This window comes from Bradyrhizobium sp. (assembly GCF_004799405.1).
GTDB lineage: Bacteria > Pseudomonadota > Alphaproteobacteria > Rhizobiales > Xanthobacteraceae > Bradyrhizobium.
The window spans coordinates 23,627-47,776 of the sequence record NZ_SSMW01000130.1 but is presented as its reverse complement, the minus strand read 5'-3'; the positions used below and the strand labels follow the sequence as shown (position 1 = coordinate 47,776).

20 protein-coding genes are annotated in these 24,150 nt (G+C 64.1%); 16 read left to right on the top strand and 4 right to left on the bottom strand.

Going from position 1 to position 24,150, the window contains the following annotated elements; all coding sequences use genetic code 11:
* Window positions 1-23 precede the first annotated feature (23 nt).
* Window positions 24-1,313, bottom strand: a complete 1,290-nt coding sequence (locus E7813_RS20245) for an N-acetylmuramoyl-L-alanine amidase (RefSeq protein WP_291576953.1) — start codon at window positions 1,311-1,313, stop codon at window positions 24-26.
* Between the two features lie 701 nt (window positions 1,314-2,014).
* On the opposite strand from E7813_RS20245, the gene E7813_RS20240 reads away from it, so the two are divergent.
* The 4 genes from E7813_RS20240 (at window position 2,015) to E7813_RS20225 (ending at window position 8,567) form a co-directional block, all read left to right on the top strand.
* Complete coding sequence (locus E7813_RS20240; RefSeq protein WP_291576951.1) at window positions 2,015-5,119, top strand: ribonuclease E/G; 3,105 nt, start codon at window positions 2,015-2,017, stop codon at window positions 5,117-5,119.
* A 197-nt stretch (window positions 5,120-5,316) separates the two neighbouring features.
* On the top strand, window positions 5,317-6,720 hold the full coding sequence (locus E7813_RS20235) for an MFS transporter (RefSeq protein ID WP_291576950.1): 1,404 nt from the start codon (window positions 5,317-5,319) through the stop codon (window positions 6,718-6,720).
* 133 nt (window positions 6,721-6,853) lie between these two features.
* Window positions 6,854-8,257: an acyclic terpene utilization AtuA family protein gene (locus tag E7813_RS20230; RefSeq protein ID WP_291576948.1), complete on the top strand. Its 1,404-nt coding sequence runs from the start codon at window positions 6,854-6,856 to the stop codon at window positions 8,255-8,257.
* Entirely contained in the window at window positions 8,250-8,567 is a 318-nt protein-coding gene (locus tag E7813_RS20225; RefSeq protein WP_291576947.1) for a DUF4387 domain-containing protein, read from the top strand. The genes E7813_RS20230 and E7813_RS20225 overlap by 8 nt, the downstream gene beginning before the upstream one ends.
* Window positions 8,568-8,587: 20 nt before the next feature.
* Here E7813_RS20225 and E7813_RS20220 read toward each other — a convergent pair whose 3' ends face one another.
* Together E7813_RS20220 and E7813_RS20215 are read right to left on the bottom strand one after the other, a co-directional pair.
* The gene (locus E7813_RS20220) at window positions 8,588-9,901 is read right to left on the bottom strand and encodes a dicarboxylate/amino acid:cation symporter (RefSeq protein WP_291576946.1); all 1,314 of its coding nucleotides are present in this window, start codon (window positions 9,899-9,901) and stop codon (window positions 8,588-8,590) included.
* 166 nt (window positions 9,902-10,067) lie between these two features.
* Window positions 10,068-11,255: an aminotransferase class I/II-fold pyridoxal phosphate-dependent enzyme gene (locus E7813_RS20215; protein WP_291576945.1), complete on the bottom strand. Its 1,188-nt coding sequence runs from the start codon at window positions 11,253-11,255 to the stop codon at window positions 10,068-10,070.
* Window positions 11,256-11,403: 148 nt separating this feature from the next.
* On the opposite strand from E7813_RS20215, the gene E7813_RS20210 reads away from it, so the two are divergent.
* The 10 genes from E7813_RS20210 (at window position 11,404) to aat (ending at window position 21,153) form a co-directional block, all read left to right on the top strand.
* On the top strand, window positions 11,404-12,813 hold the full coding sequence (locus tag E7813_RS20210) for a M48 family metalloprotease (RefSeq protein WP_291576944.1): 1,410 nt from the start codon (window positions 11,404-11,406) through the stop codon (window positions 12,811-12,813).
* A 74-nt stretch (window positions 12,814-12,887) separates the two neighbouring features.
* Entirely contained in the window at window positions 12,888-13,655 is a 768-nt protein-coding gene (locus tag E7813_RS20205; RefSeq protein ID WP_291576943.1) for a DsbA family protein, read from the top strand.
* A 203-nt stretch (window positions 13,656-13,858) separates the two neighbouring features.
* Entirely contained in the window at window positions 13,859-14,551 is a 693-nt protein-coding gene (locus E7813_RS20200; protein ID WP_291576942.1) for a DUF1236 domain-containing protein, read from the top strand.
* A gap of 252 nt (window positions 14,552-14,803) precedes the next feature.
* Window positions 14,804-15,283 carry a type II 3-dehydroquinate dehydratase gene (aroQ, locus tag E7813_RS20195; RefSeq protein WP_291576941.1) on the top strand — a complete coding sequence of 160 codons (480 nt, stop codon included), beginning with the start codon at window positions 14,804-14,806 and terminating at the stop codon, window positions 15,281-15,283.
* 42 nt (window positions 15,284-15,325) lie between these two features.
* Window positions 15,326-15,820, top strand: a complete 495-nt coding sequence (gene accB / locus E7813_RS20190; protein ID WP_291576940.1) for an acetyl-CoA carboxylase biotin carboxyl carrier protein — start codon at window positions 15,326-15,328, stop codon at window positions 15,818-15,820.
* 87 nt (window positions 15,821-15,907) lie between these two features.
* Window positions 15,908-17,257, top strand: a complete 1,350-nt coding sequence (accC, locus tag E7813_RS20185) for an acetyl-CoA carboxylase biotin carboxylase subunit (protein ID WP_291576936.1) — start codon at window positions 15,908-15,910, stop codon at window positions 17,255-17,257.
* 112 nt (window positions 17,258-17,369) lie between these two features.
* Window positions 17,370-18,902, top strand: coding sequence for a CHASE3 domain-containing protein (locus tag E7813_RS20180; protein WP_291577062.1), 1,533 nt, complete (start codon window positions 17,370-17,372; stop codon window positions 18,900-18,902).
* Entirely contained in the window at window positions 18,899-19,339 is a 441-nt protein-coding gene (locus tag E7813_RS20175) for a response regulator (protein WP_291576935.1), read from the top strand. Before E7813_RS20180 ends, E7813_RS20175 begins: the two co-directional genes overlap by 4 nt.
* The gene (locus tag E7813_RS20170; protein ID WP_291576934.1) at window positions 19,336-20,430 is read left to right on the top strand and encodes a response regulator; all 1,095 of its coding nucleotides are present in this window, start codon (window positions 19,336-19,338) and stop codon (window positions 20,428-20,430) included. Before E7813_RS20175 ends, E7813_RS20170 begins: the two co-directional genes overlap by 4 nt.
* A gap of 45 nt (window positions 20,431-20,475) precedes the next feature.
* A complete protein-coding gene (aat, locus tag E7813_RS20165; protein ID WP_291576933.1) occupies window positions 20,476-21,153 on the top strand; it encodes a leucyl/phenylalanyl-tRNA--protein transferase in 678 nt (225 codons plus the stop codon).
* Window positions 21,154-21,163: 10 nt separating this feature from the next.
* Here the strand turns inward: aat and E7813_RS20160 are convergent, their stop codons facing one another.
* The gene (locus E7813_RS20160; RefSeq protein ID WP_291576931.1) at window positions 21,164-22,132 is read right to left on the bottom strand and encodes a DUF2155 domain-containing protein; all 969 of its coding nucleotides are present in this window, start codon (window positions 22,130-22,132) and stop codon (window positions 21,164-21,166) included.
* A gap of 252 nt (window positions 22,133-22,384) precedes the next feature.
* Between E7813_RS20160 and E7813_RS20155 the strand changes: the two genes are divergently transcribed.
* Both E7813_RS20155 and E7813_RS20150 read left to right on the top strand, forming a co-directional pair.
* Window positions 22,385-23,164: an SDR family oxidoreductase gene (locus tag E7813_RS20155; RefSeq protein WP_291576930.1), complete on the top strand. Its 780-nt coding sequence runs from the start codon at window positions 22,385-22,387 to the stop codon at window positions 23,162-23,164.
* 38 nt (window positions 23,165-23,202) lie between these two features.
* Window positions 23,203-24,150 (top strand): alpha/beta hydrolase, encoded by a 948-nt coding sequence (locus E7813_RS20150; RefSeq protein ID WP_291576927.1) that lies wholly within the window; start codon window positions 23,203-23,205, stop codon window positions 24,148-24,150.

Genomic DNA, 24,150 nt, shown 5'->3' with positions numbered 1-24,150 from the left:
CCATCACCGGACGGTTCCCCTTTTCAATTCGCCGGCCCGGCGGTTGCGAGGCGTTTGGCGAAGAAAGCGTCGATCGCATGCGCCATCGATCCGACGGTGCGGGAACGCCAGCTCTCCGACACCAGATTTTCGAGGTCGCCCTTGTTGGAGACATAGCCGAGTTCGATCAGCACCGATGGCACGTCGGGGGCCTTCAACACCTTGAATCCGGCCGATTTGAGCGGGTTCTTGTGCATCCGCACGGTGTTCTTCATGTCGCTCATCAAGAGACGGGCGAACCGGTTGGAGAAGTTACGGGTTTCACGCTGCGCCAGGTCGATCAGAATGTCGGCGACGTCGGTCGGCTCCTCGGTGAGGTTGACCCCGCCGATGGCGTCGGCCTTGTTTTCCGCTTCCGCCAGCCGCTCGGCCTCCGCGTCGGAGGCGCGGTCGGACAGCGTGTAGATCGTCGCCCCCTGGGCATCGCCCTCGCGGCGCGGCAACGCGTCGGCATGAATCGACACAAACAGCGCCGCGGACTGGTTGCGGGCGATCTTCACCCGGTCGGCAAGCGGGATGAAAGTATCGTCGGTGCGGGTCATGACGACGCGGTATTTGCCGCTCTTTTCAATGCGGTCGCGCAACGCAAGCCCGAAATCCAGCACCAGCTTCTTTTCGTTTTCGCTGCCCGCCTGGGTGCCGTTGTCGATGCCGCCATGGCCCGGATCGATCACGATCACAGGACGCAAATCCACCGCCGCGGCCGGTTTGGATACGGCCGCAGGTTCCGCGGCGATCGGCGCGTCGGCGATCGCAGGCTTCAATTCGGGCCGGCTCTCCGCCGCCAGCGATTGAACGAACGCGGTGCGGTCGACTTCTTCCAGTTCGAGCACAAGGCGCGGCGGCTGGCCGTTGGCCGCGTCGAGCATGTAGGAGTTTGCGATTTTGGCGGGCCCCGTCAGATCGAACACGATCCGCGAACCGCCGGGCATCACGAGGCCATAGCGGAACGCCTTGACCAGCCCCCGTCCCTCCGTACCGGCGCCCGATGGAAGCTGAAAATTGACCTGGGGGATGTCGACCACCACCCGATAAGGATCGGCCAGTGGAAAGGCGCGAAACGGCACGGTCTTGTCGAGATCGAGCACAAAGCGGGTCTGCCTGGCGTCGCCGGCCAGACGGACGCCGGAGGCGATGGGAAACATCGAGGCCGCCACCGGGATGGAGGATTGACGCTCAGCCGCGCCGAGCGCGGCCGGCGCCAGACACGGCAATGCTGCGCCGCACACTAGCGAGTATCCCAGTAAAACAAGGTGATTTGCACGGTTCGCCAACGATTCGGTGCCTCCGGGCAGACCTCTTACCGCATTAGAACTGCAGGGTTAATCGCAGCTTAACACTGTTCCGGCGAATAAGGCGAAGTGTTGCCGGGTTGCGACGCCTCCCTTGCATGGGGGCGTCAATCCACGTATGTACGTAGGGCTGACGGTCAAAACTCCCGGTTGTGTCGTGTTCAGCCTCCCGGTGCAGCGCCGGAACCTTCCTTTAAGAAGATTCCAGCGTCTTTCCGATCCCTCCACAGCCAGCGCAGCGCGCGGCTGACTAGGAGCGGCGGTTTCGAGCCCAGGCGGCGTCCGGTTCCAGGTTACCACCTTGTTCCCGGGACGGCTCCCAGACACGACATAACCGATTATCCGGGCTGCAGAGCTCGGCACGCGATGACCGGCGAGCGCTTTGGCGCCGCGCCGGGCCTTCAGCGACAGACAAGGCGGCGCTTTTTGCCGCCAACGTGTTCAGACGGGCCGACGCTTGATGCGCCAGACTGTGTTGCCGACCATGATCCACGGAATAACTGCGTCGACGCGGAGCGAAAGTTCCGCGCGTCGCGTTGCTCCGCCGGGATCGCGTGCGGCGGGGCGCTCCGGATTGCGTTTTGGCCTTCCCCTCACCCCCGAATCAGGTGGACCGTCGCGTCACCCGGCCGCGCGCTACGCGCTCGCCGTGATACGCGCCCCCCGCCGTCAAGAGTCCCAAAATGCCCAACAAAATGTTGATCGACGCCACCCACCCGGAAGAGACCCGGGTCGTAGTGGTCCGCGGCAATCGCGTCGAAGAGTTTGATTTCGAGACCGCCCAGCGCAAGCAACTTCGCGGCAACATCTATCTCGCCAAGGTCACGCGCGTAGAGCCGTCGCTGCAGGCCGCCTTCATCGAATATGGCGGCAACCGTCACGGATTTTTGGCCTTCAGCGAAATCCATCCCGACTATTATCAAATCCCGGTCGCCGATCGCCAGGCGCTGATCGAGGCCGACGAACGCGCCCATCGCGAAGCCGAGGAAGAGTCCGAAAACCGCTCCAACCATCGCGGCCGCCGTCCGCGCCACCGCAACTCGCGCCGCCGCGGCCATGGCGAGCGAGTCCAGAGCGACGTCGTCGAGCATGCCAGCATCGATCCGGCGCAGGCAGCCCGGCCGCATGAAGATCATGAACACTTCGAAAGCGGACGCCCGGAAGGCGAACACGCCGAACACGATCACGGCCATTTGCACGACACCGAACATCATCATGCGGATGCTGGGCATCATGACCATGACGGTCACGACCATTCGCACGAACATGCGCATGACGACCACGCTCACGCCGCGAGCGAGGAGCCGGCACCGGACCAACAGCACGCCACGCCTGTCTCGGAAGCCATCGAGGCATCCGCTGCCGCCTCGCCGGATGCCCCGGCCGGCACGGAAACCCACGCAGAACAAGCACATGGCGAGCATGACGACGAGCATGCCCATGATCAGCACGCGCGCGAAAACGCGGCCCATGCCGACGACGCGCCATCCACCGAACATGCCGAGCACAGCGACGGCGAGCAGGCCGGATCGGACCACGCCGGGCAGGCCGCCGCCCCGCATGGCGACGAACATCCGGACGATGAAGACGACGGCGAGGAGACCGAAGAGGAAGTCGTCGAATCCGTCGGCGGCGACGACGTCATGGAAGAGGTGCCGGAGCGCGCCTTCCGTCCGCGCCGCCAGTACAAGATCCAGGAGGTGATCAAGCGCCGCCAGGTGATGCTGGTGCAGGTGGTCAAGGAAGAACGCGGCAACAAGGGCGCGGCGCTGACGACCTACCTTTCGCTGGCCGGCCGCTATGCGGTCTTGATGCCCAACACCGCGCGCGGCGGCGGCATCAGCCGCAAGATCACCTCGGCGCAGGATCGCTCGCGGTTGAAGGAAGTGGTGCAGGATCTCGACGTGCCCGAAGGCATGGGGATCATTCTGCGCACCGCCGGCGCCTCGCGCACCAAGCCCGAGATCAAGCGCGATTTCGAATACCTGATCCGGATGTGGGAAACCGTGCGCGACATGACGCTGAGGTCGCAGGCGCCGACCCTCGTCTACGAGGAAGGCTCGCTGATCAAGCGATCGCTGCGCGATCTCTACAACAAGGAAATCGACGAAATCCAGGTCGCCGGCGAAGCCGGCTATCAGGAAGCCCGCGACTTCATGAAGATGCTGATGCCGTCCAATGTACGCGCGGTCAGGCAGTATCGCGACGGCCAGCCGCTGTTCTCGCGGATGGGCGTCGAGAGCCAGCTCGATGCGATGTTCTCGCCGACGGTACAATTGCGGTCCGGCGGCTACATCGTCATCAACCAGACCGAGGCGCTGGTGTCGATCGACGTCAATTCGGGACGTTCGACCCGCGAGCATCACATCGAGGATACCGCGCTCAAGACCAACCTCGAGGCGTCAGAGGAAGTCGCCCGGCAATTGCGCCTGCGCGACCTCGCGGGACTGATCGTCATCGATTTCATCGACATGGACGAGAAGCGCAACAACCGCTCGGTCGAACGCAAGCTCAGCGATTGCCTGCGGCAGGACCGTGCGCGAATCCAGGTCGGACGCATCTCGCATTTCGGCCTGCTGGAAATGTCGCGCCAGCGCATTCGCGCCAGCGTGCTGGAGAGTTCGACCGAACCCTGCCCGCAATGCGGCGGCAGCGGCCACGTCCGCTCGGTATCTTCGGTGGCCTTGCAGTTGTTGCGCGGGCTTGAAGAAATCTTGATGAAAGGCGCGACCCACAATCTCGTGGTGCGGACCCGGACCGATGTCGCGCTTTATGTCCTCAATCACAAGCGCGGTCATCTGCGCGATCTGGAAAACAGCTTCAAGGTGACGCTGGCGGTGATCGCCGATCCGACCGTGAGCGGCCAGCAGTCCTTCGTCATCGATCGCGGCGAACAGGTGCACACGCTGGAGGCGGCCAAGGCGTTGCTGGCGGCGCAGGTGGCGGCTTTCCCGCCGCAGACCGAGGAGGCCTTCGACGAGGACGAGCCGTTCGACATCGAGACCGAGGCGGAAGTCGAGACCGACGAGACCGAAGGGTTGACCGACGATTCCCCTGCCGGCGAGGCAAGCCACGGCGAAACCGATGCCGAAGGCCACAAGCGCAAGCGGCGACGGCGGCGGCGCGGCCGTTCCGGCGAGCCGCGTGAAGGCGGCTTTGTGCGTGACGAGAACGAAGCTGGGCGCATTGCGGCCAACCCCGCCGCAGCCGATGGCATCGTTGCCGAAGAAAGCGAATCCGACGAGGACGAAGCCGAGGACCAGCCCGGTGCGGTTCGCACCGATCAGGCGCCAGGCGGCGAGCGGCGGCCTCGCCGTCGCGGACGCCGCGGTGGACGCCGCCGGCGCGGCGGACCGGAAGACGGTCTGGCCGGATCGATTCAAGACGAACTCGGGCCAACCTCGGCTCCGGAAGCCGCAACCGCGGTGGCCGATTTCGACGGCGTGCCACCCGAGCCGTATCGGCCGGCAATGCAGCCCGAACTCGTAGCGCCATCACCCAGCTTCCATCATGATGCGGATCACGTTCCGCCCGAGCCGGCGCGTAGCTCGACCGAAGCAGAGACCGCTCAGGAAGCCGAACGAGCCGCGCGGCGGCGATCGACGGTGCGCGAAAAGGTAAGCTTCCTGGTCAATGCCCAGCCCACCGAGACCGCGGCACCGGTCAGCAGCAGCCAGTCCGAGCCGTCGGGCCCTGCCCCGGTCGCCGAACCCGCTCCCGCGGCGGCCGACGACAACCAGCCCCGACGCGCCGGATGGTGGTCGCGCCGTTTCGGTAACGGCGAATAGAAAATCCGGTTGGCGATGCGAAAAAACCGTCCGGCAAAACCGGGCGGTTTTTTTCGTCCCGAACCACACTTGTAGCCATAAGGTGAAGACAATATCCGGACAGCCCCCTACAATAATGGAAAAAAAGCGAGCATGCTCGCCGCCAACCGACGAGCGGCCCTTGCGGTCGCCATTCAAAAAAACAACAGGGGGGAACGATGACCACGACGGACGCATCCGGCCAAACCCGCGCAGCCAGCATTCTCGCACGCCTGGACCGGCTCCCGGGCACGCGGCATGTGTGGCTGCTCATCACCATGCTCTCGCTTGGCGGCATGTTCGAGCTCTACGACCTGTTCATGACCGCCTATGTCGTTCCCGGCCTGATGAAGGCCGGCCTGCTCGCCAATGCGAAGGTCAGCATATTCGCCGGCCCCGCGCTGTTTGTGGCCGCGACCTTCACCGGCCTGTTCATCGGCACTTTCGTCTTCGCCTACTTCGCCGACAAATACGGCCGGCGGGCGATCTTCACCTACTCCATGCTGTGGTACAGCGCAGCGACCATGGTGATGGCGTTTCAGGACACCGGTTTTGGCGTCTGCCTGTGGCGGCTGATCGCCGGCATCGGCATCGGCGTGGAGTTGGTCACGATCGATACTTACATCGCCGAACTCGTGCCGAAATCGATGCGCGGTCGCGCCTTCGCCTTCAACCAGGCCGTCCAGTTCTCGGTAGTCCCCATCGTCGCCTTCATCGCCTACCAACTGGTGCCGATCAGTCCGCTCGGTTACGACGGCTGGCGATGGGTGGTCCTGATCGGCTCGACCGGCGCAATCTTTGTCTGGTTTATCCGCCGCAACATCCCGGAAAGTCCGCGCTGGCTTATCAACCAGGGACGGCTGGACGAGGCCGAGGCGGTGACTGCTTCGATCGAAGCCAAGGTGATGGCGGACCTCGGTGGTGCGTCGCTGCCGGCGCCCGACACCCATTCGGTCGAGAAGGCCGAGCCGGTCGGCCGTCTCGCCGAAATCTTCGAGCCGCGCTATCGCAGCCGTACTTTCATGCTGATGGTGTTCCAGTTCTTCCAGACCTTCGGCTTCTACGGCTTCGCCGCCTGGGTGCCGACGCTGATCGCCAAGCAAACCGGCATCAATCTAGGCGCCAGCCTGCTCTATTCCTTCATCATCGCGATCGCCAATCCGTTCGGTCCGCTGCTGGCCATGAGCTTCGCCGACAAGTGCGAACGGAAATGGCAGTTGGTCGGCGCAGCCTGCTGCATCGGCGTTTTCGGAATGGCGTTCTCGTTCCAGACCACGATGCCGCTACTGGTCCTGTTCGGCGTGCTGATCACGCTGTCGAACAACGTGCTGTCCTACTCGTTCCACAATTACCAGAGTGAATTGTTTCCCGCCCGGGTTCGCGCCCGTGCGGTCGGGTTCACCTACTCGCTGAGCCGGATCAGCGCGGTGTTCGCCAGCTTCATCATTGCCTTCTTCCTGGAGAACGCGGGCACCAAGGGCGTGTTCGGCCTGATCGCGGTGGCGATGCTGATCGTGGTCGTCTCGATCGGCTATTGGGGGCCACGCACGCTTGACCTCGAACTCGAGGAGATATCGCGTTAGAGCGTTTTCGAGCGAAGTGGATACCGGTTCGCGTAAAGAAAACGCGTCAAAACAAGAATCTAGAGCTCCGTTCCGATTCCATCGGAACGGAAACGGCTCTAGCCGGGACGGACCGGCCGAAAGTGCAATCCGCATGACCGTTGAGGAAGAGCAATGCGTTCGCGTTCTGGTGCCGGCGGGCGTGCTGGGATGGGGCGTCAGCGCCGACGAACTCGAGGCCGGGCTTGCCCTCAAGCCGCACGCCATCGCAATCGACGCCGGGTCGACCGACAGCGGTCCGGCCTATCTCGCCACCGGCCGGACCAAATACGGCCGCCAGTCGATCAAACGCGATCTGTCGCTGCTCATGGATATCCGCCGCCGTGCCGGCGTTCCCCTGCTGATCGGCTCCTGCGGCACCTCCGGCTGCGACATGGCGGTGGACCAAACCCTTGAGACGACCATCGAAGTGGCCCGCGAGCACGGCGAGGCGCTCAGGATTGCGGTGATCTATTCCGAACAGGGCAAGGAGGATCTCAAGGTCCGAAGCGCGGGCGGGATGGTGACGCCGCTGGCGCCGGCCGGACCGCTCAGCGACGCCAGCCTCGAGGCCTGCAACCACATTGTCGCCCTGCTGGGACCGGAGCCCTACATGGCCGCGGTCGCCGCCGGCGCCGACATCGTGCTTGGCGGGCGCACCACCGACACCGCGGTACTTGCCGCCATCCCCCTGATGCGCGGCGCCCATGTCGCAGCCGCCTGGCATGCGGCCAAGATCGCCGAGTGCGGCGGCCTCTGCAGCGTCAATCCGACCGGTCCCGGCGTCATGATGAGCATCGATCGCGATGGCTTCACCATTGAACCCCTGTCGCCGCAAAACCGCTGCACGCCGGAAACGGTGTCCGCGCACATGCTCTACGAGAACAGCGATCCGTTCCGCCTGGTCGAGCCCGGCGGCGTGCTCGATGTCACCGAGGCGCAGTACCGTGCGCTTGACGACCGGCGCGTCCGCGTCACTGGATCGCGGTGGGAGACCAAGCCCTACACGATGAAACTGGAAGGCGCCGGCGGCGGTCCGTTCCAGACCATCATGCTGATCGGCATCGAGGACCCGGCGGTGCTGGAAGATGTCGACGGCTTTGTCGAGCGCATGGCGCGGGGCCTGCGCGAGCGCGTCAACCGTACCCTCGGCGCCGAGGCCGGAAGCATCGACATTTCGCTTCGCCCCTACGGCTGGAACGCGGTATCCGGACGTCCCGCCGGCGGCAACGCCGCGCCGCCGCGCGAGATCGGGCTGATGTTCATCGCCACCGCCCCGACGCAGGCGATGGCGACCGAAGCCGCCAGGGTGTGCAATCCCTTTTTCTTCCACTTCCCGGTGCGGGAGGGAACGGAGATACCGAGCTACGCTTTCCCGTTTTCGCCCGCCGAAATCGAACGCGGCCAGGTGTTCGAGTTTCACCTCAACCACGTGGTCCACACCGCCTCGCCCTTTGAACTCGCGCGCACCCGCTGGATCGATGTGGCAGCCGCCCCGGAAAAGTCTGCCAGTGCCTAAGCTCAACGAGGTCTGCCGCTATATCCGCTCCAAGAACGCCGGCCCGTTCTGGGTGACAGTGGACCTGTTCTTCGACAGCGGCGAGAGCTATGCGAAGTATCACGACGACCCCGCGATCTCGGCTGCCGCCATTGCCGATATCTACGGGGTGGACGCCGCCCTCGTTAAGCGGTTTCCGGTCCCGTCCCTCAACATGGTGAAGATCTCATACCCGCGCGCCACGCCGCAGGGCGGCGTCCATGAGCGCGACATGCACAGCGGCCAGCAATTCGTGCCGCTACTGCAATTGCAGCTCATGAGCCGCAGTTGATTCCAAAGCGGTCCGCCGTGCTACCCCGTCGTAACGGCGGTCTGCAGGTCCGATGGATCGATGGTCTGATTGAGATTAGCGTGCAGCCGATCGTGATCGAGTTCGCCCTCCCACCACGACACGAATACGGTGGCGACGCCGTTGCCGGTGATGTTGGTGAGCGCGCGCACCTCGCTCATGAACTTGTCCACCGAAAACACGATCGCCATGCCCGGCACCAGCGCCGGATTGACCACCGTGAGCGTTGCCGCCAGCGTGATGAAGCCGGCGCCGGTGACCCCGCTGGCGCCCTTCGACGTCAGCATCGCCACCACCAGAATAGTCACCTGCTGGCTGAACGACAGGTCGACGCCGAGCGCCTGCGCGATAAACAACGTCGCCAGTGTCATGTAGATGTTGGTGCCGTCGAGATTGAACGAATAGCCGGTCGGCACTACCAGCCCCACCACCGACTTGGAACAGCCGAGACGCTCGAGCTTCTCCATCAATTGCGGCAGCGCGCTTTCGGACGAGCTGGTGCCGAGCACGATCAGCAGTTCGTCCTTGATGTAGACGATGAACTTGAAAATGTTGAAGCCGACGGCGCGCGCGATCAGGCCGAGCACGACCACCACGAACAGCCCGGCCGTCGCATAGAACAGCGCGATCAACCCGACCAGGTTGCCGAGTGCGGCGGGTCCGAATTTTCCGATGGTGTAGGCCATCGCGCCAAAGGCGCCGAACGGGGCGGCCTTCATGACGATGGCGATCACGCCAAACACCGCATGCGAAGTGTCGTCGATGATGTCGCGCAGTTTGCTGCCGCGTTCGCCGAGCGCCATCAGCGCAAAGCCGAACAGGATGGCAAACAACAGCACCTGCAGGATGTCGCCGCGCGCCAGCGCCCCAACCACGCTGTCCGGAATGATGTTGAGGACGAAATCGACCGACTTTTGCGTTTCCGCCTGCTTGACGTAGGCTGCGACCGCACCGGCATCGGGTTTTGCGGCCAGCCCGTGTCCGGCCTGGATCAGGTTACCCATCACCAGGCCGATAATCAGAGCGAATGACGACACGACTTCGAAATAGACCAGCGCCTTGACGCCGACGCGGCCGACCTTGCGCGCGTCCTGGATATGCGAGATGCCCGACACCACCGTGCAGAAGATGATCGGCGCGATCACCATCTTGATCAGCTTGATGAAGCCGTCGCCGAGCGCCTTGATCCAGTCATTGGTTGCCAGACTAGGCCATAGCCAGCCGACGACGACGCCGAGCAGGATCGCGATCAGAACCTGCAGATAGAGGATTTTGTACCAGGGTTTCGCCGGCGCTCCGGTTACGCTCGCTGCCATGACCCTCACTCCCCCCTTGGAATTTCGCGGTTCTATCCGCCCCGTTCGCACGGACGACCGTCGCACCGGATACAGCCAAAAGCAATCGGAGCAGCGGAGTCAATGGCGTTGCACCTCGCGCCTGCGATTTATCCGCGACGATCGAACATCCGACGGATTGCCGGATCTACCGCAGCCATCGCGCGATGCGCGCAACGGCTTCGCGCATGTCGTCGGCCGAACGCGCATAGCAAAAGCGAATGAACCGATGACCGTGAACCGGATCGAAATCGATGCCGGGCGTGGCCGCGACATGCGCCTTTTGCAGCATCCGGCCGGCAAACTCGAAACTGTTGGAAGTGAACTGCGAAACATCGGCATAGAGGTAAAATGCGCCGTCGGCGGGCAGGAATTCGGTCAGGCCGGCTTGCGGCAGGCCCTCGATCAGGATGCGGCGGTTCTCCTGGTAGCCATGCTTGATCGCTTCCATCTCCTGGCGGCCGTCGAATGCCGCTTCGGCGGCAATCTGCGACAGCGTCGGCACCGAGATCGACAGATTCTGCTGCAACCGCTCGATCGGCCGCACCAACGGGTCCGGCACCACCATCCAGCCGACCCGCCAGCCGGTCATGCAGAAATATTTCGAGAACGAATTGATCACCAGCGCATACGGCGACAACTCCGCCGCCGTCACCGCGGCAAACGCATAATCGAGGCCATGATAGATTTCGTCGGAGATGAAGCGGATGCCGGCGCCTTCCGCCGCGCCGATCAGGCCGGTGAGCGCCTCGCGCGACATCATGGTGCCGGTCGGATTGGCCGGGCTTCCGACCAGAACGCCTTTCAGGGGGGTGCGGCGATGGGCGGCAAGCAACGCTTCGCCGGTCAGCGCATGACGGGTCTCGCTGGTGGTCTCGATCAGCACCGGCTCGCAGCCGAGCGCGGTCAGGATATGGCGATACGGCGGATAGCCGGGCACGGTGACCGCGACGCGGTCACCCGGCTCGAACATGGCGAGAAACGCCAGGATGAACGCGCCCGACGATCCCGTGGTGACCACGATCCGCTCCGGGTTCACGGCGCAGCCGTAGCTCTCGCGATAATGCCTGGCGATGCGCTCGCGCAACGAGGGAATGCCGAGCGCGGCAGTGTAGTCGATCCGCCCGACCTCGAGCGCGGCACGGGCGGCCGATATCGCCGCCTGCGGGGCCGACGCCGCCGGCTGTCCCACTTCCATATGAATGACATGGCCGCCATCGGCTTCGATTCGCGCCGCCGCCGCCATCACGTCCATCACCATGAACGGCGGAACGTCGCTGCGCCCCGATGCCGTCAGGAGGCTCCCGGCACGTTCTCTCAATGTCGCATCAGGCATCGATATCTGCTATTTGGGCTGGCGCCGCCGATTTGAAGTTCCGGCGAACTTCCGAAACGGGGCACGGGCGCCCCAGACTGGCCGCATTCCGCGGTTTGGTAGGGCATATAACGTATCCGATCCGCCGCCAATGATTAAAAACCGCTCCATGCTGCTTCATCTCGCGCTTCGCAAAAACTTGTCGAAACTGACCGCCATCGCCACGGCGGCAGCACTGGCGGTTGCGCCGGTCGCCGCGCGGGCAGAGGAGGCAAGCAAGGGTCCGCCGGTGCTCCGCGATACCGAGGCCGAGCAGTTGTTGCGCGACTACACCCGGCCGATCCTGCGCGTCGCAGGCCTGGAAAAGCAGAACATCCAGATTGTGATCATCAACGACAAGGCCTTCAACGCCTTCGTCGCGGACGGCCGCCGCATCTTCGTGAACTATGGCGCGCTGATGCAGTCGGAGACCCCGAACCAGATCATCGGGGTGCTGGCGCATGAAACCGGCCATCTGGCCGGCGGCCATCTCGCCAAGATGCGCGAGCAGGTGGCGCGGGCCCAGACCCAGATGATCATCGCCATGCTGCTCGGCGCCAGCGCGATGGTCGCAGCCGCCAGAAGCAGCAATCCCAACAGTGGTCTGGCCAATGCCGGCGCCGCCGCGATAGCCGGCCCGCAGGAGATGATTCAGCGCACCCTGATTTCCTATGTGCGCGCGCAGGAAGAAAACGCCGACCGCGCCGGGGTCAAGTTCCTGACCGCGACCGGCCAATCCGCCAGGGGCATGTACGAGACGTTCAAGCGGTTTTCCGACGACAGCCTGTTCTCCGCACATGGCGCCGATCCCTATGTCCAGTCGCATCCGATGCCCGCCGAGCGCGTCGCCGCGCTGGAGGAATTGGCCCATTCAAGTCCGTTCTGGGACAAGAAGGATGATCCGGCCCTGCAAATGCGGCACGATATGATGCGCGCCAAGATTTCGGCCTTCATGGAGCGGCAGGATACCGTCTATCGGCGCTACCCATTGTCCAACACCAGCCTGCCGTCGCGCTATGCGCACGCGATCACGACCTATCTGCACGGCGATCTGCGCAACGCGCTGACCCAGATCGACGGGCTGATCCAGGTGCAGCCCAACAACCCGTATTTTTACGAACTGCGCGGCCAGGCGCTATTGGAAGGCGGCAAGCCCACTGAGGCGATTGCGCCGCTGCGCAAGGCGGTGCAGCTCTCGAATAACGCACCACTCATCGAGATGTTACTTGGGCAGGCGCTCGTGGGAGCCGATAATAAGGCCTATACCGAGGAAGCGATCGGGATTCTCAAGGCGGCGGTCGGACGCGAGACCGAAGCTCCGCTGGGCTATACCGAGCTCGCGATGGCCTACAGCCGGAAGGGAGACCTGGCGGATGCCGATCTGGCTTCCGCCCAGGCCGCCTATCTTCGCGGCGACAACAAGACCGCGCGCGACCTCGCCTCGCGCGCGAAAACACGTTTTGCGATCGGCACGCCGGGCTGGGTCAAGGCCGACGATATCGTCACCGCCAAGCCGATGCCGGGCCAGAAGAAAGAATAACGAGAAATAAATAGAGCTAAGGTACCAGGAACCTGCTTTAGAAATTCACCGAACCCGCTCCAGAGGATTTGCCAATGCCTTCGTTTCGTTCGCTCGCCCCCGCACTGTTCGCGCTCGCGCTTTGCGGTGCGCCGCCGGTTGCGTCGGCGCAGAGCTTTTCCGACAGCCAGCGCGGGGATATCGAGACCATCGTCAAGAACTACCTGCTCGCACATCCCGAAGTGGTGGAAGATGCGATCACCGAGTTGAGCAAGCGCCAGGCCGCCGCCGAAACCGCGAAACATGAAGCCACCATCGCCAAGAACGCCACCGCGATCTTCAACTCGCCGCGCGGCGTCACCGTCGCCAACAAGGATGGCGACGTCACCTTTGTCGAGTTCTTCGACTACAATTGCGGCTACTGCAAACGCGCCATGGCCGACATGCTGGAGCTGATGAAAACCGATCCGAAGCTGAAAGTCGTGCTGAAGGAATTTCCGGTGCTCGGGCCCGGCTCGGTCGAGGCCGCGCAGGTCGCGGTTGCCGCGCGGATGCAGGACCCCACCGGCAAGAAATATCTCGACTTCCATCAGAAATTGCTCGGCGGCCGCGGCCAGGCCGACAAGGCGCGGGCGATGGCGGCGGCGAAAGACGCCGGCTTCGACATGGCGAAACTCGAAAAGGACATGACGAGCCCCGAAGTGCGCGCCACGATCGAGGAAAACTTCAAGCTCGCCGAGGACATGGGCATGAACGGCACGCCGAGCTACGTGATCGGCAAGCAGATCGTGGTCGGCGCGGTCGGCCTGGATGAGCTCAAGCAAAAGATCGGTATCGCCCGCTGCGGCAAGGCGACGTGTTGAGGAACGAAATCGACGTTTGACCGTTGCCTTAATCGTTCCATGAAAACCGGCTGCAGCGCAGCCGGTTTTTTTATGAATCTCGCACCGTTCGACGGTATTTCTTCACCGTCAAAACTAAACCGATGGAACTCCGAATATCGGGGAACATCGCGCACCCCTCTTCGTTGTCGGCGCGGGCAATGAACACTGCGAGGAGATATTCGATGATTAATCGTTATATGATGTCGGTTGCCGTGGCGGCGCTGATCGCCGGAGCCGGCTTCGCAAATGCACAGGGAACCATGGGCAAGGAAGGGCCGTCGGCGGGCGCGCCTGCAGAGCACGCCGCGCCATCAAATGCTCCGGCTACCAAACCAATGGCGCCGTCGGGCATGAAGGCGACGCAATCCGAACCCAACACCTCGGGCGGCATGAAGGGCCAGCGCGCTGAGGACAACGTCAAGGGCCAGCGCCCGGAAGAGAAGAAGGGCCAGCGCGCCGAAGACAATATGGGTCAGAAGCCGAACAACATGCGTTCGGAAACCAATGAGCCCAAGAACAACAAGGGCATGGAAGCCCAGGGCCGCGAGGATCGCGGCAACGTGAACGCCGAGTCCAAGCGTCCTGAAGAGGGCAGGACCACCGGACAGGCCGGCGCCGGCGCCAAGATGTCGGGCGAACAGCGGACCAAGATCAGTACGGTGATCCGGGAACAGCATGTGGCTCCGTTGAACCACGTCAACTTCTCGATCTCGGTCGGTACCCGCGTTCCGCGCGACGTGTCGTTCCATACGCTGCCGACGGAAATCGTGACGATCTATCCCGAGTGGCGCGGATATGAGTACATCCTCGTTAACGACCAGATCGTCGTGGTGGACCCGCGCACCTTCGAGATCGTGGCAGTCCTCGACGTCTAATCGTCTCTACGCACAACCGAGCGGGCGGGCCGAAAGGCCCGCCCTTTCTCGTTCCCGAAGGCCCCGCCAACCCGCGCCGGCGCACAGGCTGATCCTTTAACCTTGGTTAACGAGTGGTTTCCGCAAGTTCCACGCGGCTTTTTGCGAACTGCATGAAGTATTTGGACCAAGTCAGCGAAGGCCTAAAGGCTTCCCCTTGGGCCTGTTGTTACCTATAACCGCGCCACCCACCGCCACATCGCCGGAATCTGGATGGCCAAGGCAACCCCAAAGACACCTGCCGAGACAATTTACGTACTCAACGGGCCCAACCTCAATCTGCTGGGGACCCGCGAGCCGGAGACCTATGGCCACGCCACGCTCGCCGATGTCGAGAAACTTTGCGCGGAGACCTCGGCGCGATTCGGCCTGAAAGCCGATTGCAGGCAGTCCAACCACGAGGGCGAGTTGATCGATTTCATCCACGAGGCGCGCGCCAGGAAAGCGGCCGGCATCGTCATCAACGCCGGCGGCTATTCGCATACCTCGATCGCCCTGCATGACGCGCTGGTCGCGGTGAAAATTCCGGCCGTCGAAGTGCATATCAGCAATATTCACGCCCGTGAAAGTTTCCGTCACCATTCCTTCACCGCCAAAGCCGCTTTCGCCACGCTTTCCGGCTTCGGCATCGACGGTTACAGGCTCGCGATCAATGGCCTTGCCGCCAGGATCGGCGTCGGGGCGAAAGCCTGACGCGCCTGCCCCGCCACCCAACAGAAGTTTCGGATCAAGATCATGGCGCGCCAGCCTGAACCCAAGCCAGCCCCGACGTTCACCAGCGACGACAGTGCGATTATTCGCGAACTCGCGCTGCTGCTCGACGAGACCAGCCTCACCGAGATCGAGATCGAGCGTGCGGGCTTGCGGTTGCGGGTCGCGCGCAACATCAGCATCGCCGCCTCGATGCCGGGGAGCTTTCAACCCGCTGCGGCTGCGCCGGCTGCTGCTGCCGCTGCGGCGGCCGCGCCGTTCGATATTGCGGATTTCGCCCAGCATCCGGGTGCGGTGCCCTCGCCCATGGTCGGCACCGCCTACCTGGCTTCCGAGCCCGGCGCGAGGCCGTTCATCGAGGTCGGCGCCAAGGTGGCGGCCGGACAAACCTTGCTGATCATCGAAGCGATGAAGACGATGAACCAGATTCCGTCGACGCGCGCCGGCACCGTGACGCAAATTCTTGTCGAGGACGGCCAGCCGGTCGAATTCGGCGAACCGCTGGTGATTATAGAGTAAGAGGCGAACGGCGAGTGGCGAGTGGCGAATGGTTTCTCGGCTGACTATTCGCTACTCGCCATTCGCTATTCGCCCTTTTAGGACAACATGTTCGACAAGATCCTGATAGCCAATCGCGGCGAAATCGCATTGCGGGTGCTGCGCGCGTGCAAGGAACTCGGCATCGCCACCGTCGCGGTGCATTCCACCGCCGACGCCGACGCCATGCATGTGCGCCTCGCCGATGAAAGCGTCTGCATTGGCCCGCCGCCGTCAAAGGACAGCTATCTCAACGTGCCGGCGCTGCTCGCAGCCTGTGAAATCACCGGCGCGGACGCGGTGCACCCCGGCTACGGCTTTCTGTCGGAAAACGCCCGCTTTGCCGAAATCCTCGCCGACCACAACCTGCATTTCATCGGGCCGAAGGCCGAACACATCCGCCTGATGGGCGACAAGATCGCGGCCAAGAAGACCGCAAAGAAGCTCGGCATCCCCGTGGTGCCCGGCTCTGACGCTGGCGTCGGTCCCGACGACGACGCGATGGCGATCGCGAAGGCAATCGGCTTTCCGGTGCTGGTCAAGGCGGCGGCCGGTGGCGGCGGACGCGGCATGAAGGTGGCGCAGACATCAGACGATTTGATGCTGGCGCTGTCGACGGCGGCCAATGAAGCCAAATCGGCCTTCGGCGACGCTTCGGTCTATCTGGAGAAATACCTGCAGAAACCCCGCCACATCGAGATTCAGGTGCTCGGCGACGGCCGCGGCGGCGCCATCCATCTTGGCGAGCGCGATTGCTCGCTGCAGCGGCGTCATCAGAAGATCTGGGAAGAAGGCCCCTCGCCCGCGCTCGACGCCGCGGCGCGCGCCAGGATCGGCGCCACTTGCGCCAAGGCGATGCGCGAGATGAAGTATCTCGGCGTCGGCACCATCGAGTTCCTCTATGAGGACGGCGAATTCTATTTCATCGAGATGAACACCCGCATCCAGGTCGAGCATCCCGTCACCGAGATGATCACCGACATCGATCTCGTGCTGGAGCAGATCCGCATCGCCGCCGGCGGCGATCTGCCGATGAAGCAGGAAGAAGTCGTCATCAACGGCCACTCGATCGAGTGCCGCATCAATGCCGAAAACCCCGTGACCTTCCGGCCCTCGCCGGGCAAGATCCTGCAATACCACCCGCCGGGCGGACTCGGTGTGCGGATCGATTCCGCGGTCTACCAGGGCTATGTGATCCCGCCCTATTACGACTCGCTGGTCGGCAAGCTGATCGTCCACGGCAAAACCCGCGCCGAGTGCCTGATGCGGCTGCGGCGGGCGCTGGATGAAGTGGTGGTCGAGGGCATCGAGACTACGCTCCCGCTGTTTCGCGCCCTGGTTCGGGAGCCCGCCATCATCGACGGCGACTACCATATCCATTGGCTGGAGCAGTACCTGGCCGGCAAGGCGGCCGGTTAAGGGGCCCCCGAAATAAGCTAAAATGCCGCGGAACGATTTGCCTTGATGGACGTTTGTGCGTCGCCGGGAACTTCCCCGCGGGGGATCGTTGATTTTACCACGCCTGCCACTTGTGACGCTCGATGCCACGCGCCAGCGCGCGATTGGGCAGATCCTGCTGCTTGCGGCGGGATTTCTGGTGTTGGTCGCAATCAGCACATCCTCTGTCATCCTGGTCAACCAGGCGCGGCAAGACAGCCTCTGGGTGGTGCATACCGTTGAAGTGGAAAACCAGATCAACGCGCTTTTGCTGCAAATCCGCCGCGCCGAGAGTGCCGCCCGCGGTTATCTTTTGACCACCGACCCGCGGTTTCTGGCCGAACACCAGACCGCCGTTGCGACCGTCCTTCCCGATCTCGACAAGCTTGCCCGATTGACCCGCGACAATCCGGTTCAGGCTGAAAACAGCAAGCTGCTGCGCCCGCCGGTTCAGGCGCGGCTGGCGGAATTTGCCCAGGCCATCGATTTCGTGACCCGCAACGACATTGCCGGCGGCATCGCGATGCTGCGCCAGTCCGGCAGCAACGATTCGGTTCAACGCCTGGACGACGTCGCCGGCGCCATGCGGGCGGAAGAAGACAGGCTGTTTGCGTTGCGCACGGCGACCGCGGACCGCACGCAGCGGCTTGCCTCCATCGTTACCGTCACAGGTTCCGGCCTCGTGGTCGCCCTGGCCGGCATTTCGATTTTCCTGGTGCGGCGCTCGGCGCGCGCGCGCGATGAAGCCGAAGCCCAATTGCGCGACAACAACCTCAACCTGGAAGCCACGGTCGACGAGCGCACCTCCGACCTTCGCGAAGCCAACAACGAAATCCAGCGCTTTGCCTATATCGTCAGCCACGACCTGCGCTCGCCGCTGGTCAACATCATGGGCTTCACCAGCGAACTCGAGGAATTGCGCGCCGACATCTTCAAGCGGATCGCCGCGCTGGTCCGCGCGGCGGCTTCGGCTCCGCTGGTGCCGGTCGCCGCAGGCGAAGAGGTCGAGCCGGCTCTCGACGACCAGGACAAGCAGCTTTCGCAGGATTACAGCGAGGCGCTGGGGTTCATCAAATCGTCGATCGCCAAGATGGACCGCCTGATCACCGCGATCCTCAATCTCACCCGCGAGGGGCGGCGCGAATTCGAGCCGGTGCTGATCGACACCCGCGAACTGATCGAAGCCATCGTCACCACCGTGGCGCATCAGGCCTCCGAGGCCAATGCGCAGATTCGCGTCGCCCCGTTGCCGGATATCGTCAGCGACCGCCTCGCGCTGGAGCAGATTTTTTCCAACCTGATCGACAACGCCCTCAAATATCTCAAGCCCGGTGTTGCCGGCGACATCTCGGTCCGCGGTCGGACAAAGCTCGGCTTTGCGATTTTCGAGATCACCGATAATGGCCGGGGCATCGATCCGAAAGACCACCAGCGGATTTTCGATCTGTTTCGCCGCGCCGGAGCCCAGGACAAGCCAGGCCAGGGAATAGGACTGGCCCATGTCAGGGCTCTGGTACGCCGTCTCGGCGGCACCATGTCGGTGTCGTCGGAACTCCACAGCGGCAGCACATTTACGGTTACACTGCCCATCAACTGGAAAGCCGGCAGCCGGAACAGGGATACATGAACAAGCCAGTCACCATCATCATGATCGAGGACGACGAGGGACACGCCCGCCTGATCGAACGCAATATCCGCCGCTCCGGCGTCAACAATGACATCGTGCCGTTCACCAACGGAACCGCGGCGGTCGACCATCTGTTCGGCAGCGACGGCACCGGCATCGATCACAAGGGACGGGCGCTGTTGATCCTGCTCGACCTCAATTTACCCGACATGACCGGCATCGAAATCCTGCGCCGGATCAAGGCGAGCAAATATCTCAAATGCGCGCCGGTCGTGGTGCTCACCACCACCGACGATTCCCTGGAAATCAAGCGTTGCTATGAACTCGGCTGCAACGTCTACATCACCAAGCCGGTGAACTACGAAAGCTTCGCCAACGCCATTCGCCAGCTCGGGCTGTTCTTCTCCGTCATTCAGGTTCCGCAAGCCGCCACATGACCGCAGCGATGCCGACAGTTCTGTTTATCGACGACGACGCGGCGCTAGCCCGGCTGGTCGATCGCGGCCTGACGCGGCTCGGCTTCAACGTCGTCCATGCCGCGAGCGGAAGCGACGGGCTCGACCGGCTCCGCGAGGGCGGCATCGACGTCGTGGCGCTCGACCAATACATGCCCGGGCTCGACGGCCTCGATACCCTTGAACGGATACTGGCGATCGCGAATGCGCCGCCGGTGGTATTCGTCACCGCGTCGCAGGATTCAGGGATCGCGGTCACCGCCCTGAAGGCGGGCGCCGCCGACTATCTGGTCAAGGATCTGCAAGGCGAATTCATTCCCCTGCTGCAGGTCGCCATCAACGGCGCGCTGCGGCAGGCGCGCATCCAGAAGGCGCGCGACGACGCCGAGGCCGAGGTCCACGCCTCGCGCGACCGCTATGCCGCACTGGCGGCGGAGCGCGAGGTACTGTTGCGCGAGGTCAACCACCGCGTCGGCAACAGCCTGCAGATCATCGCCTCGCTGCTGCATCTGCAGGCCAATTCGGCCACCCAGGACGACGTCAAGGCGGCGCTGACCAATGCGATGGGACGGGTCGCCGCCGTGGCGCAGGTGCACCGCCGTCTTTACACCTCGCACGATCTCAAGAGCGTGCTGCTGAACCAGTATCTCGACGCGCTGCTGGAAGATCTGCGCAGGTCGGCCGAAGGCAACCGGATGTCGCGGCTGACGTTGAGAGCCGAACCGGTCGAAATCGACCCCGACCGCGCGGTGGCGATCGGCATCATCGTCAACGAACTGGTGATGAATGCCGTGAAATACGCCTATCCCGACGGCGCCGGTCCCATTCACGTCGAACTCGGTGCGCAGGGCGACGATCTCACTTTGTCGATTACCGACGACGGCGTCGGCCTCAACGCCAGGACCGATCCGCGTTCCACCGGCATGGGACAAAGAATCGTCTCCGCCATGGCGTCCAAGCTGGAGGCCGACGTGGAGCGCGATCCCGCCCATGTCGGCACCCGGATCGTGCTGCGGTTTCGCCGCATTGATGAACCGGCGACAACCAGGCCGGCGAGCGCCGCGGCGAGCTAGCGACTACCGTTCGTCTTTTTCCGTCATCCTGCTATTCTCGCCGCCATGACCTCCCGCGAGTCCGCATCGTCCGAGATCACGCCCCAGGTGCTGTTGCGCGCTTATGCCTGCGGCATCTTTCCGATGGCCGAAAGCGCCGACGATCCGACCCTGTTCTGGGTCGAACCGGAACTGCGCGGCGTGATCCCGCTCGATGGTTTCCGCGTCGCCTCGCGTCTGGCACGCTCCGTGCGCTCCGATGCCTTCACCGTGACCGTCGATACCGCGTTCAAGGCCGTCATCGCCGGCTGCGCCGCGCCGCAGCCCGGCCGCGACGACACCTGGATCAACAAGCGCATCCGCGATCTCTATCTCGGCCTGCACGAACTCGGACATTGCCACAGCGTCGAGGTCTGGCAGAACGATGAACTGGTCGGCGGCCTCTACGGCGTCAGCCTCGGCCGCGCGTTCTTCGGCGAGAGCATGTTCCATCGCGCCCGCGACGCCTCCAAGGTGGCGCTGGTGCATCTGGTGGCCCGGCTGATCGCAGGCGGTTTCGCCCTGCTCGATACCCAGTATGTCACCGAGCATTTGCGCAGCTTCGGCGCCGTCGAAATCCCGCGGCGGCGCTACACGACGCTGCTCGACCGCGCCATCAAGGGCAGCGCGGATTTTTCCAAGCTGCCGATCGACCGTCCCGTCAGCGGCGCCCGTGCGCTGGATATCATCGCGGGCCGGGCGTAACCCGAACCGCTTACTGCCTGAAAATCCCCCCGAACAGCCCAGGTTGTTGCTGCGGTGGCGGCGGTGGTTGCGGTTGCTGCTGGAATTGCGGCTGCGGCGGCGGCGAGGGACGCGGGGCAGCCTGCTGCTTCGGCGGCGCGCGCTTTGCCGGAGGCGGCGGCGGTGCCGGTTTTGGCGCATCGGGCTGCGCGCTGACGATGGTGGTATCGGGGACTTTGCAATCGGTCAGCCAGATATCGTAGATCGGATGTTCGACGCCGTGCAGGCCGGGGCTCGCCGCAAACATCCAGCCCGAGAAAATCCGCTTCACCTCGCCCTGCAGCGTGATCTCGTCGACCTCGACAAAGGCGTCGGTGTTGGCGGCCTCGGTGGCGGGCCGCGTATAGCAGGCGTCGGTCTTGACGCGCAGCGCGCCGAACTGGACGGTCTCGCCGATATCCTCGTCGAAATTGATGATGCGCCCGGTGATCTTGTCGAGGCCGGAGAAACTTGCCTTCTTGTTGACGATCTTCTGCGCCGGCGGTTCGGTGACCACCTCGTCGCCAGGCTGCAGCGTCGCCGGCGTTTGCGGCACGCCCTTCGGCTGGCGTTGTCCCGGCGGCGGATTGGCGCCCGGAGGGGCGACCGCAACGCCCGGGCCGGGCTGCGGTTGCGGCGGAGCGATTGCGATGCCGGGCGGCGTATTCTGCGGAATCACCGTGGTGCCCGGCGGCGGCGCCAGCGGCTGCGACTGCACCGCGCCCGGCGGCGGTACGCCCTGCGGCGGCAGACGGCTCGGCAACAGGCGGCCCTGCGGCAGCGCCGGCACTTCCTCCTCGTCGTCGGGCGACGGCTGGTTGCCGCGGGGGATGCTGCCCGGCGGGCGCGGCGCCTGATCGGAAAAGATATTGCCGATCTGCGCGCGCGCGGGCGGCGCAAGCGCGATGGTCGAAGCGACGACGAGGGCCGCAAAACCGGTCAGGGCAATGGTTCGGAACATCTCGCGCGGCTTTAAGGGACGAATCGGGCTCGCGACATTGTACAGAATTGTACGGACTTATCCGCCGCTCGCAGGGCTTCCGGTTAACACGCCGAATACGGCGGGGAAAGGGCGGGTTGCCGGCTGCCCCGCCGCACTAGCCAGCCCCTGCCGCAGATGAAATAGTCTGCCGATCAGGGTTCGCGCAGCGCATGCCGGGCCGTGAAAAATCCGGCAAAAAACCACCGGAGCAGCAAGGGGGAAAGCCACCCAATGCCCGATCGAATTCGACTGGACGGCAAGGTCGCCGTGGTCACGGGGGCGGCCGGGGTCATCGGCGCCGCGACCACACGGCTTTTGGCCGAGCGCGGCGCGCGCATTGTCGCGGTCGACCGCAAGGCGCAGGAACTGCAAGCCGCGATAAAAGAGTTGCCGGCCTCGGCGCAGGCGCTCGGCCTGACCGCCGATGTCACCGATGAGGACGAGGTCGCCGGCTATGTCCGCGCCGCCGTCGACAAGTTCGGCGCCATCGACGTGTTCTACAACAACGCCGGCATCGAGGGCGACATCGCGCCGATCCCGAAATATTCGCTGGCGACATTCCGCCGGGTGCTCGACGTCAACGTGGTCGGCGTGTTCCTCGGGTTGAAGCACGTGCTGCCGGTGATGCTCAAACAGAACAAGGGCAGCATCATCAACACCGCCTCGATCGCCGGCCTGATCGGCTCGCCGGATATCGCCGTCTACAGCGCCAGCAAGCATGCCGTGATCGGGCTGACCAAAAGCGCTGCGCTGGAATGCTCGACCACCGGCGTGCGCGTCAATTGCGTCTGTCCCGGCATGATCGACAGCCGGATGCTGAGCGCGATCATCGAAGGACGCAACCCCGGCAACGCGCCGGTGCCCAGCGAGCGCATTGTCGAGCGGATTCCGGCGCGCCGGCTCGGCCTCGCCGCCGAAGTCGCTTCCGTGGTGGCGTTCCTCGCCTCCGACGAAGCCAGTTATGTCTCGGGCTCCGCCTACACCGTCGACGGCGGGCGCACCGCGGGCTAAACCAAGACACCGGACCCCACGCAACAGGTCGCCTCGCCATGCCCGTCACCCTCGATCCCGATGCCGCCGCCGTCTTCAAGGCGTTTCAGGAGGCCGGCCGTCCGGCTTACGAAACGCTTTCGCCGGCGGAAGCGCGCGCGTTCTATCTGCAGGGCCGCCTCGTCACCAACCCGGAGCCGCCGGAACTCAAATCGGTCGAGCCGCTTGCGATCCCCTCGCCTGCGGGCCCGATCCCGGCGCGGGTGTACACGCCGAAAGTGCTGCGGCGCTCGAACGGCCTTGCGCCATGTCTGGTGTTTTTTCACGGCGGCGGCTGGGTGATCGGCGATCTCGACACCCATGACGTGGCATGCCGCAAGCTCGCCGACGAAGGCCAGGTGATCGTGATCTCGGTCGATTATCGCCTGGCGCCCGAGCACAAATTCCCCGCAGCGGTCGACGACGCCATAACCGCCACCAAATGGATCGCCGGCAACGCCAAACAACTCGGCATCGACCCATCGCGGCTGATGGTCGGCGGCGACAGCGCCGGCGGCAACCTGGCCGCGGTGGTTGCGATATCGGCGCGCGACGGCAACGGTCCTGATATCGCGGGACAAGTGCTGATCTATCCCGCGACGGATTTTGCCAAGACGCACCCTTCGCACCGCGAGCCCGAAACCAGCATCCTGCTGACGCATACCGTCATCACATGGTTCAGCAATCACTATCTGAAGGATGCCGCCGACGGAGCGGATTGGCGGGCGTCGCCGGCGCGCGCGGCCACGCTGGCCGGGCTGCCGCCGGCCTATGTGCTGACCGCCGGCGCCGATCCCCTGCGCGACGAGGGCAACGAATACGCGCAGCGGCTGAAGGATGCCGGCGTCGCCGTGACCTTCAGGAATTTTCCCGGCCAGTTCCACGGCTTCTTCACCATGGGAAAATTGCTGCAGCAGGCCAACATCGCCGCCGCCGAAATCGGCCTCTGGCTGAAGGCGCTCAGTTAA

Excerpts from the sequence above, each read along its gene's own strand:
- E7813_RS20240 (WP_291576951.1), top strand. The coding sequence starts at position 2,015 with ATGCCCAACAAAATGTTGATCGACGCCACCCACCCGGAAGAGACCCGG.
- E7813_RS20235 (WP_291576950.1), top strand. The coding sequence starts at position 5,317 with ATGACCACGACGGACGCATCCGGCCAAACCCGCGCAGCCAGCATTCTC.
- E7813_RS20230 (WP_291576948.1), top strand. The coding sequence starts at position 6,854 with ATGACCGTTGAGGAAGAGCAATGCGTTCGCGTTCTGGTGCCGGCGGGC.
- E7813_RS20220 (WP_291576946.1), bottom strand. The coding sequence starts at position 9,901 with ATGGCAGCGAGCGTAACCGGAGCGCCGGCGAAACCCTGGTACAAAATC.
- E7813_RS20215 (WP_291576945.1), bottom strand. The coding sequence starts at position 11,255 with ATGCCTGATGCGACATTGAGAGAACGTGCCGGGAGCCTCCTGACGGCA.
- E7813_RS20210 (WP_291576944.1), top strand. The coding sequence starts at position 11,404 with ATGCTGCTTCATCTCGCGCTTCGCAAAAACTTGTCGAAACTGACCGCC.
- E7813_RS20205 (WP_291576943.1), top strand. The coding sequence starts at position 12,888 with ATGCCTTCGTTTCGTTCGCTCGCCCCCGCACTGTTCGCGCTCGCGCTT.
- E7813_RS20200 (WP_291576942.1), top strand. The coding sequence starts at position 13,859 with ATGATTAATCGTTATATGATGTCGGTTGCCGTGGCGGCGCTGATCGCC.
- aroQ (WP_291576941.1), top strand. The coding sequence starts at position 14,804 with ATGGCCAAGGCAACCCCAAAGACACCTGCCGAGACAATTTACGTACTC.
- accB (WP_291576940.1), top strand. The coding sequence starts at position 15,326 with ATGGCGCGCCAGCCTGAACCCAAGCCAGCCCCGACGTTCACCAGCGAC.
- accC (WP_291576936.1), top strand. The coding sequence starts at position 15,908 with ATGTTCGACAAGATCCTGATAGCCAATCGCGGCGAAATCGCATTGCGG.
- E7813_RS20175 (WP_291576935.1), top strand. The coding sequence starts at position 18,899 with ATGAACAAGCCAGTCACCATCATCATGATCGAGGACGACGAGGGACAC.
- E7813_RS20170 (WP_291576934.1), top strand. The coding sequence starts at position 19,336 with ATGACCGCAGCGATGCCGACAGTTCTGTTTATCGACGACGACGCGGCG.
- aat (WP_291576933.1), top strand. The coding sequence starts at position 20,476 with ATGACCTCCCGCGAGTCCGCATCGTCCGAGATCACGCCCCAGGTGCTG.
- E7813_RS20160 (WP_291576931.1), bottom strand. The coding sequence starts at position 22,132 with ATGTTCCGAACCATTGCCCTGACCGGTTTTGCGGCCCTCGTCGTCGCT.
- E7813_RS20155 (WP_291576930.1), top strand. The coding sequence starts at position 22,385 with ATGCCCGATCGAATTCGACTGGACGGCAAGGTCGCCGTGGTCACGGGG.
- E7813_RS20150 (WP_291576927.1), top strand. The coding sequence starts at position 23,203 with ATGCCCGTCACCCTCGATCCCGATGCCGCCGCCGTCTTCAAGGCGTTT.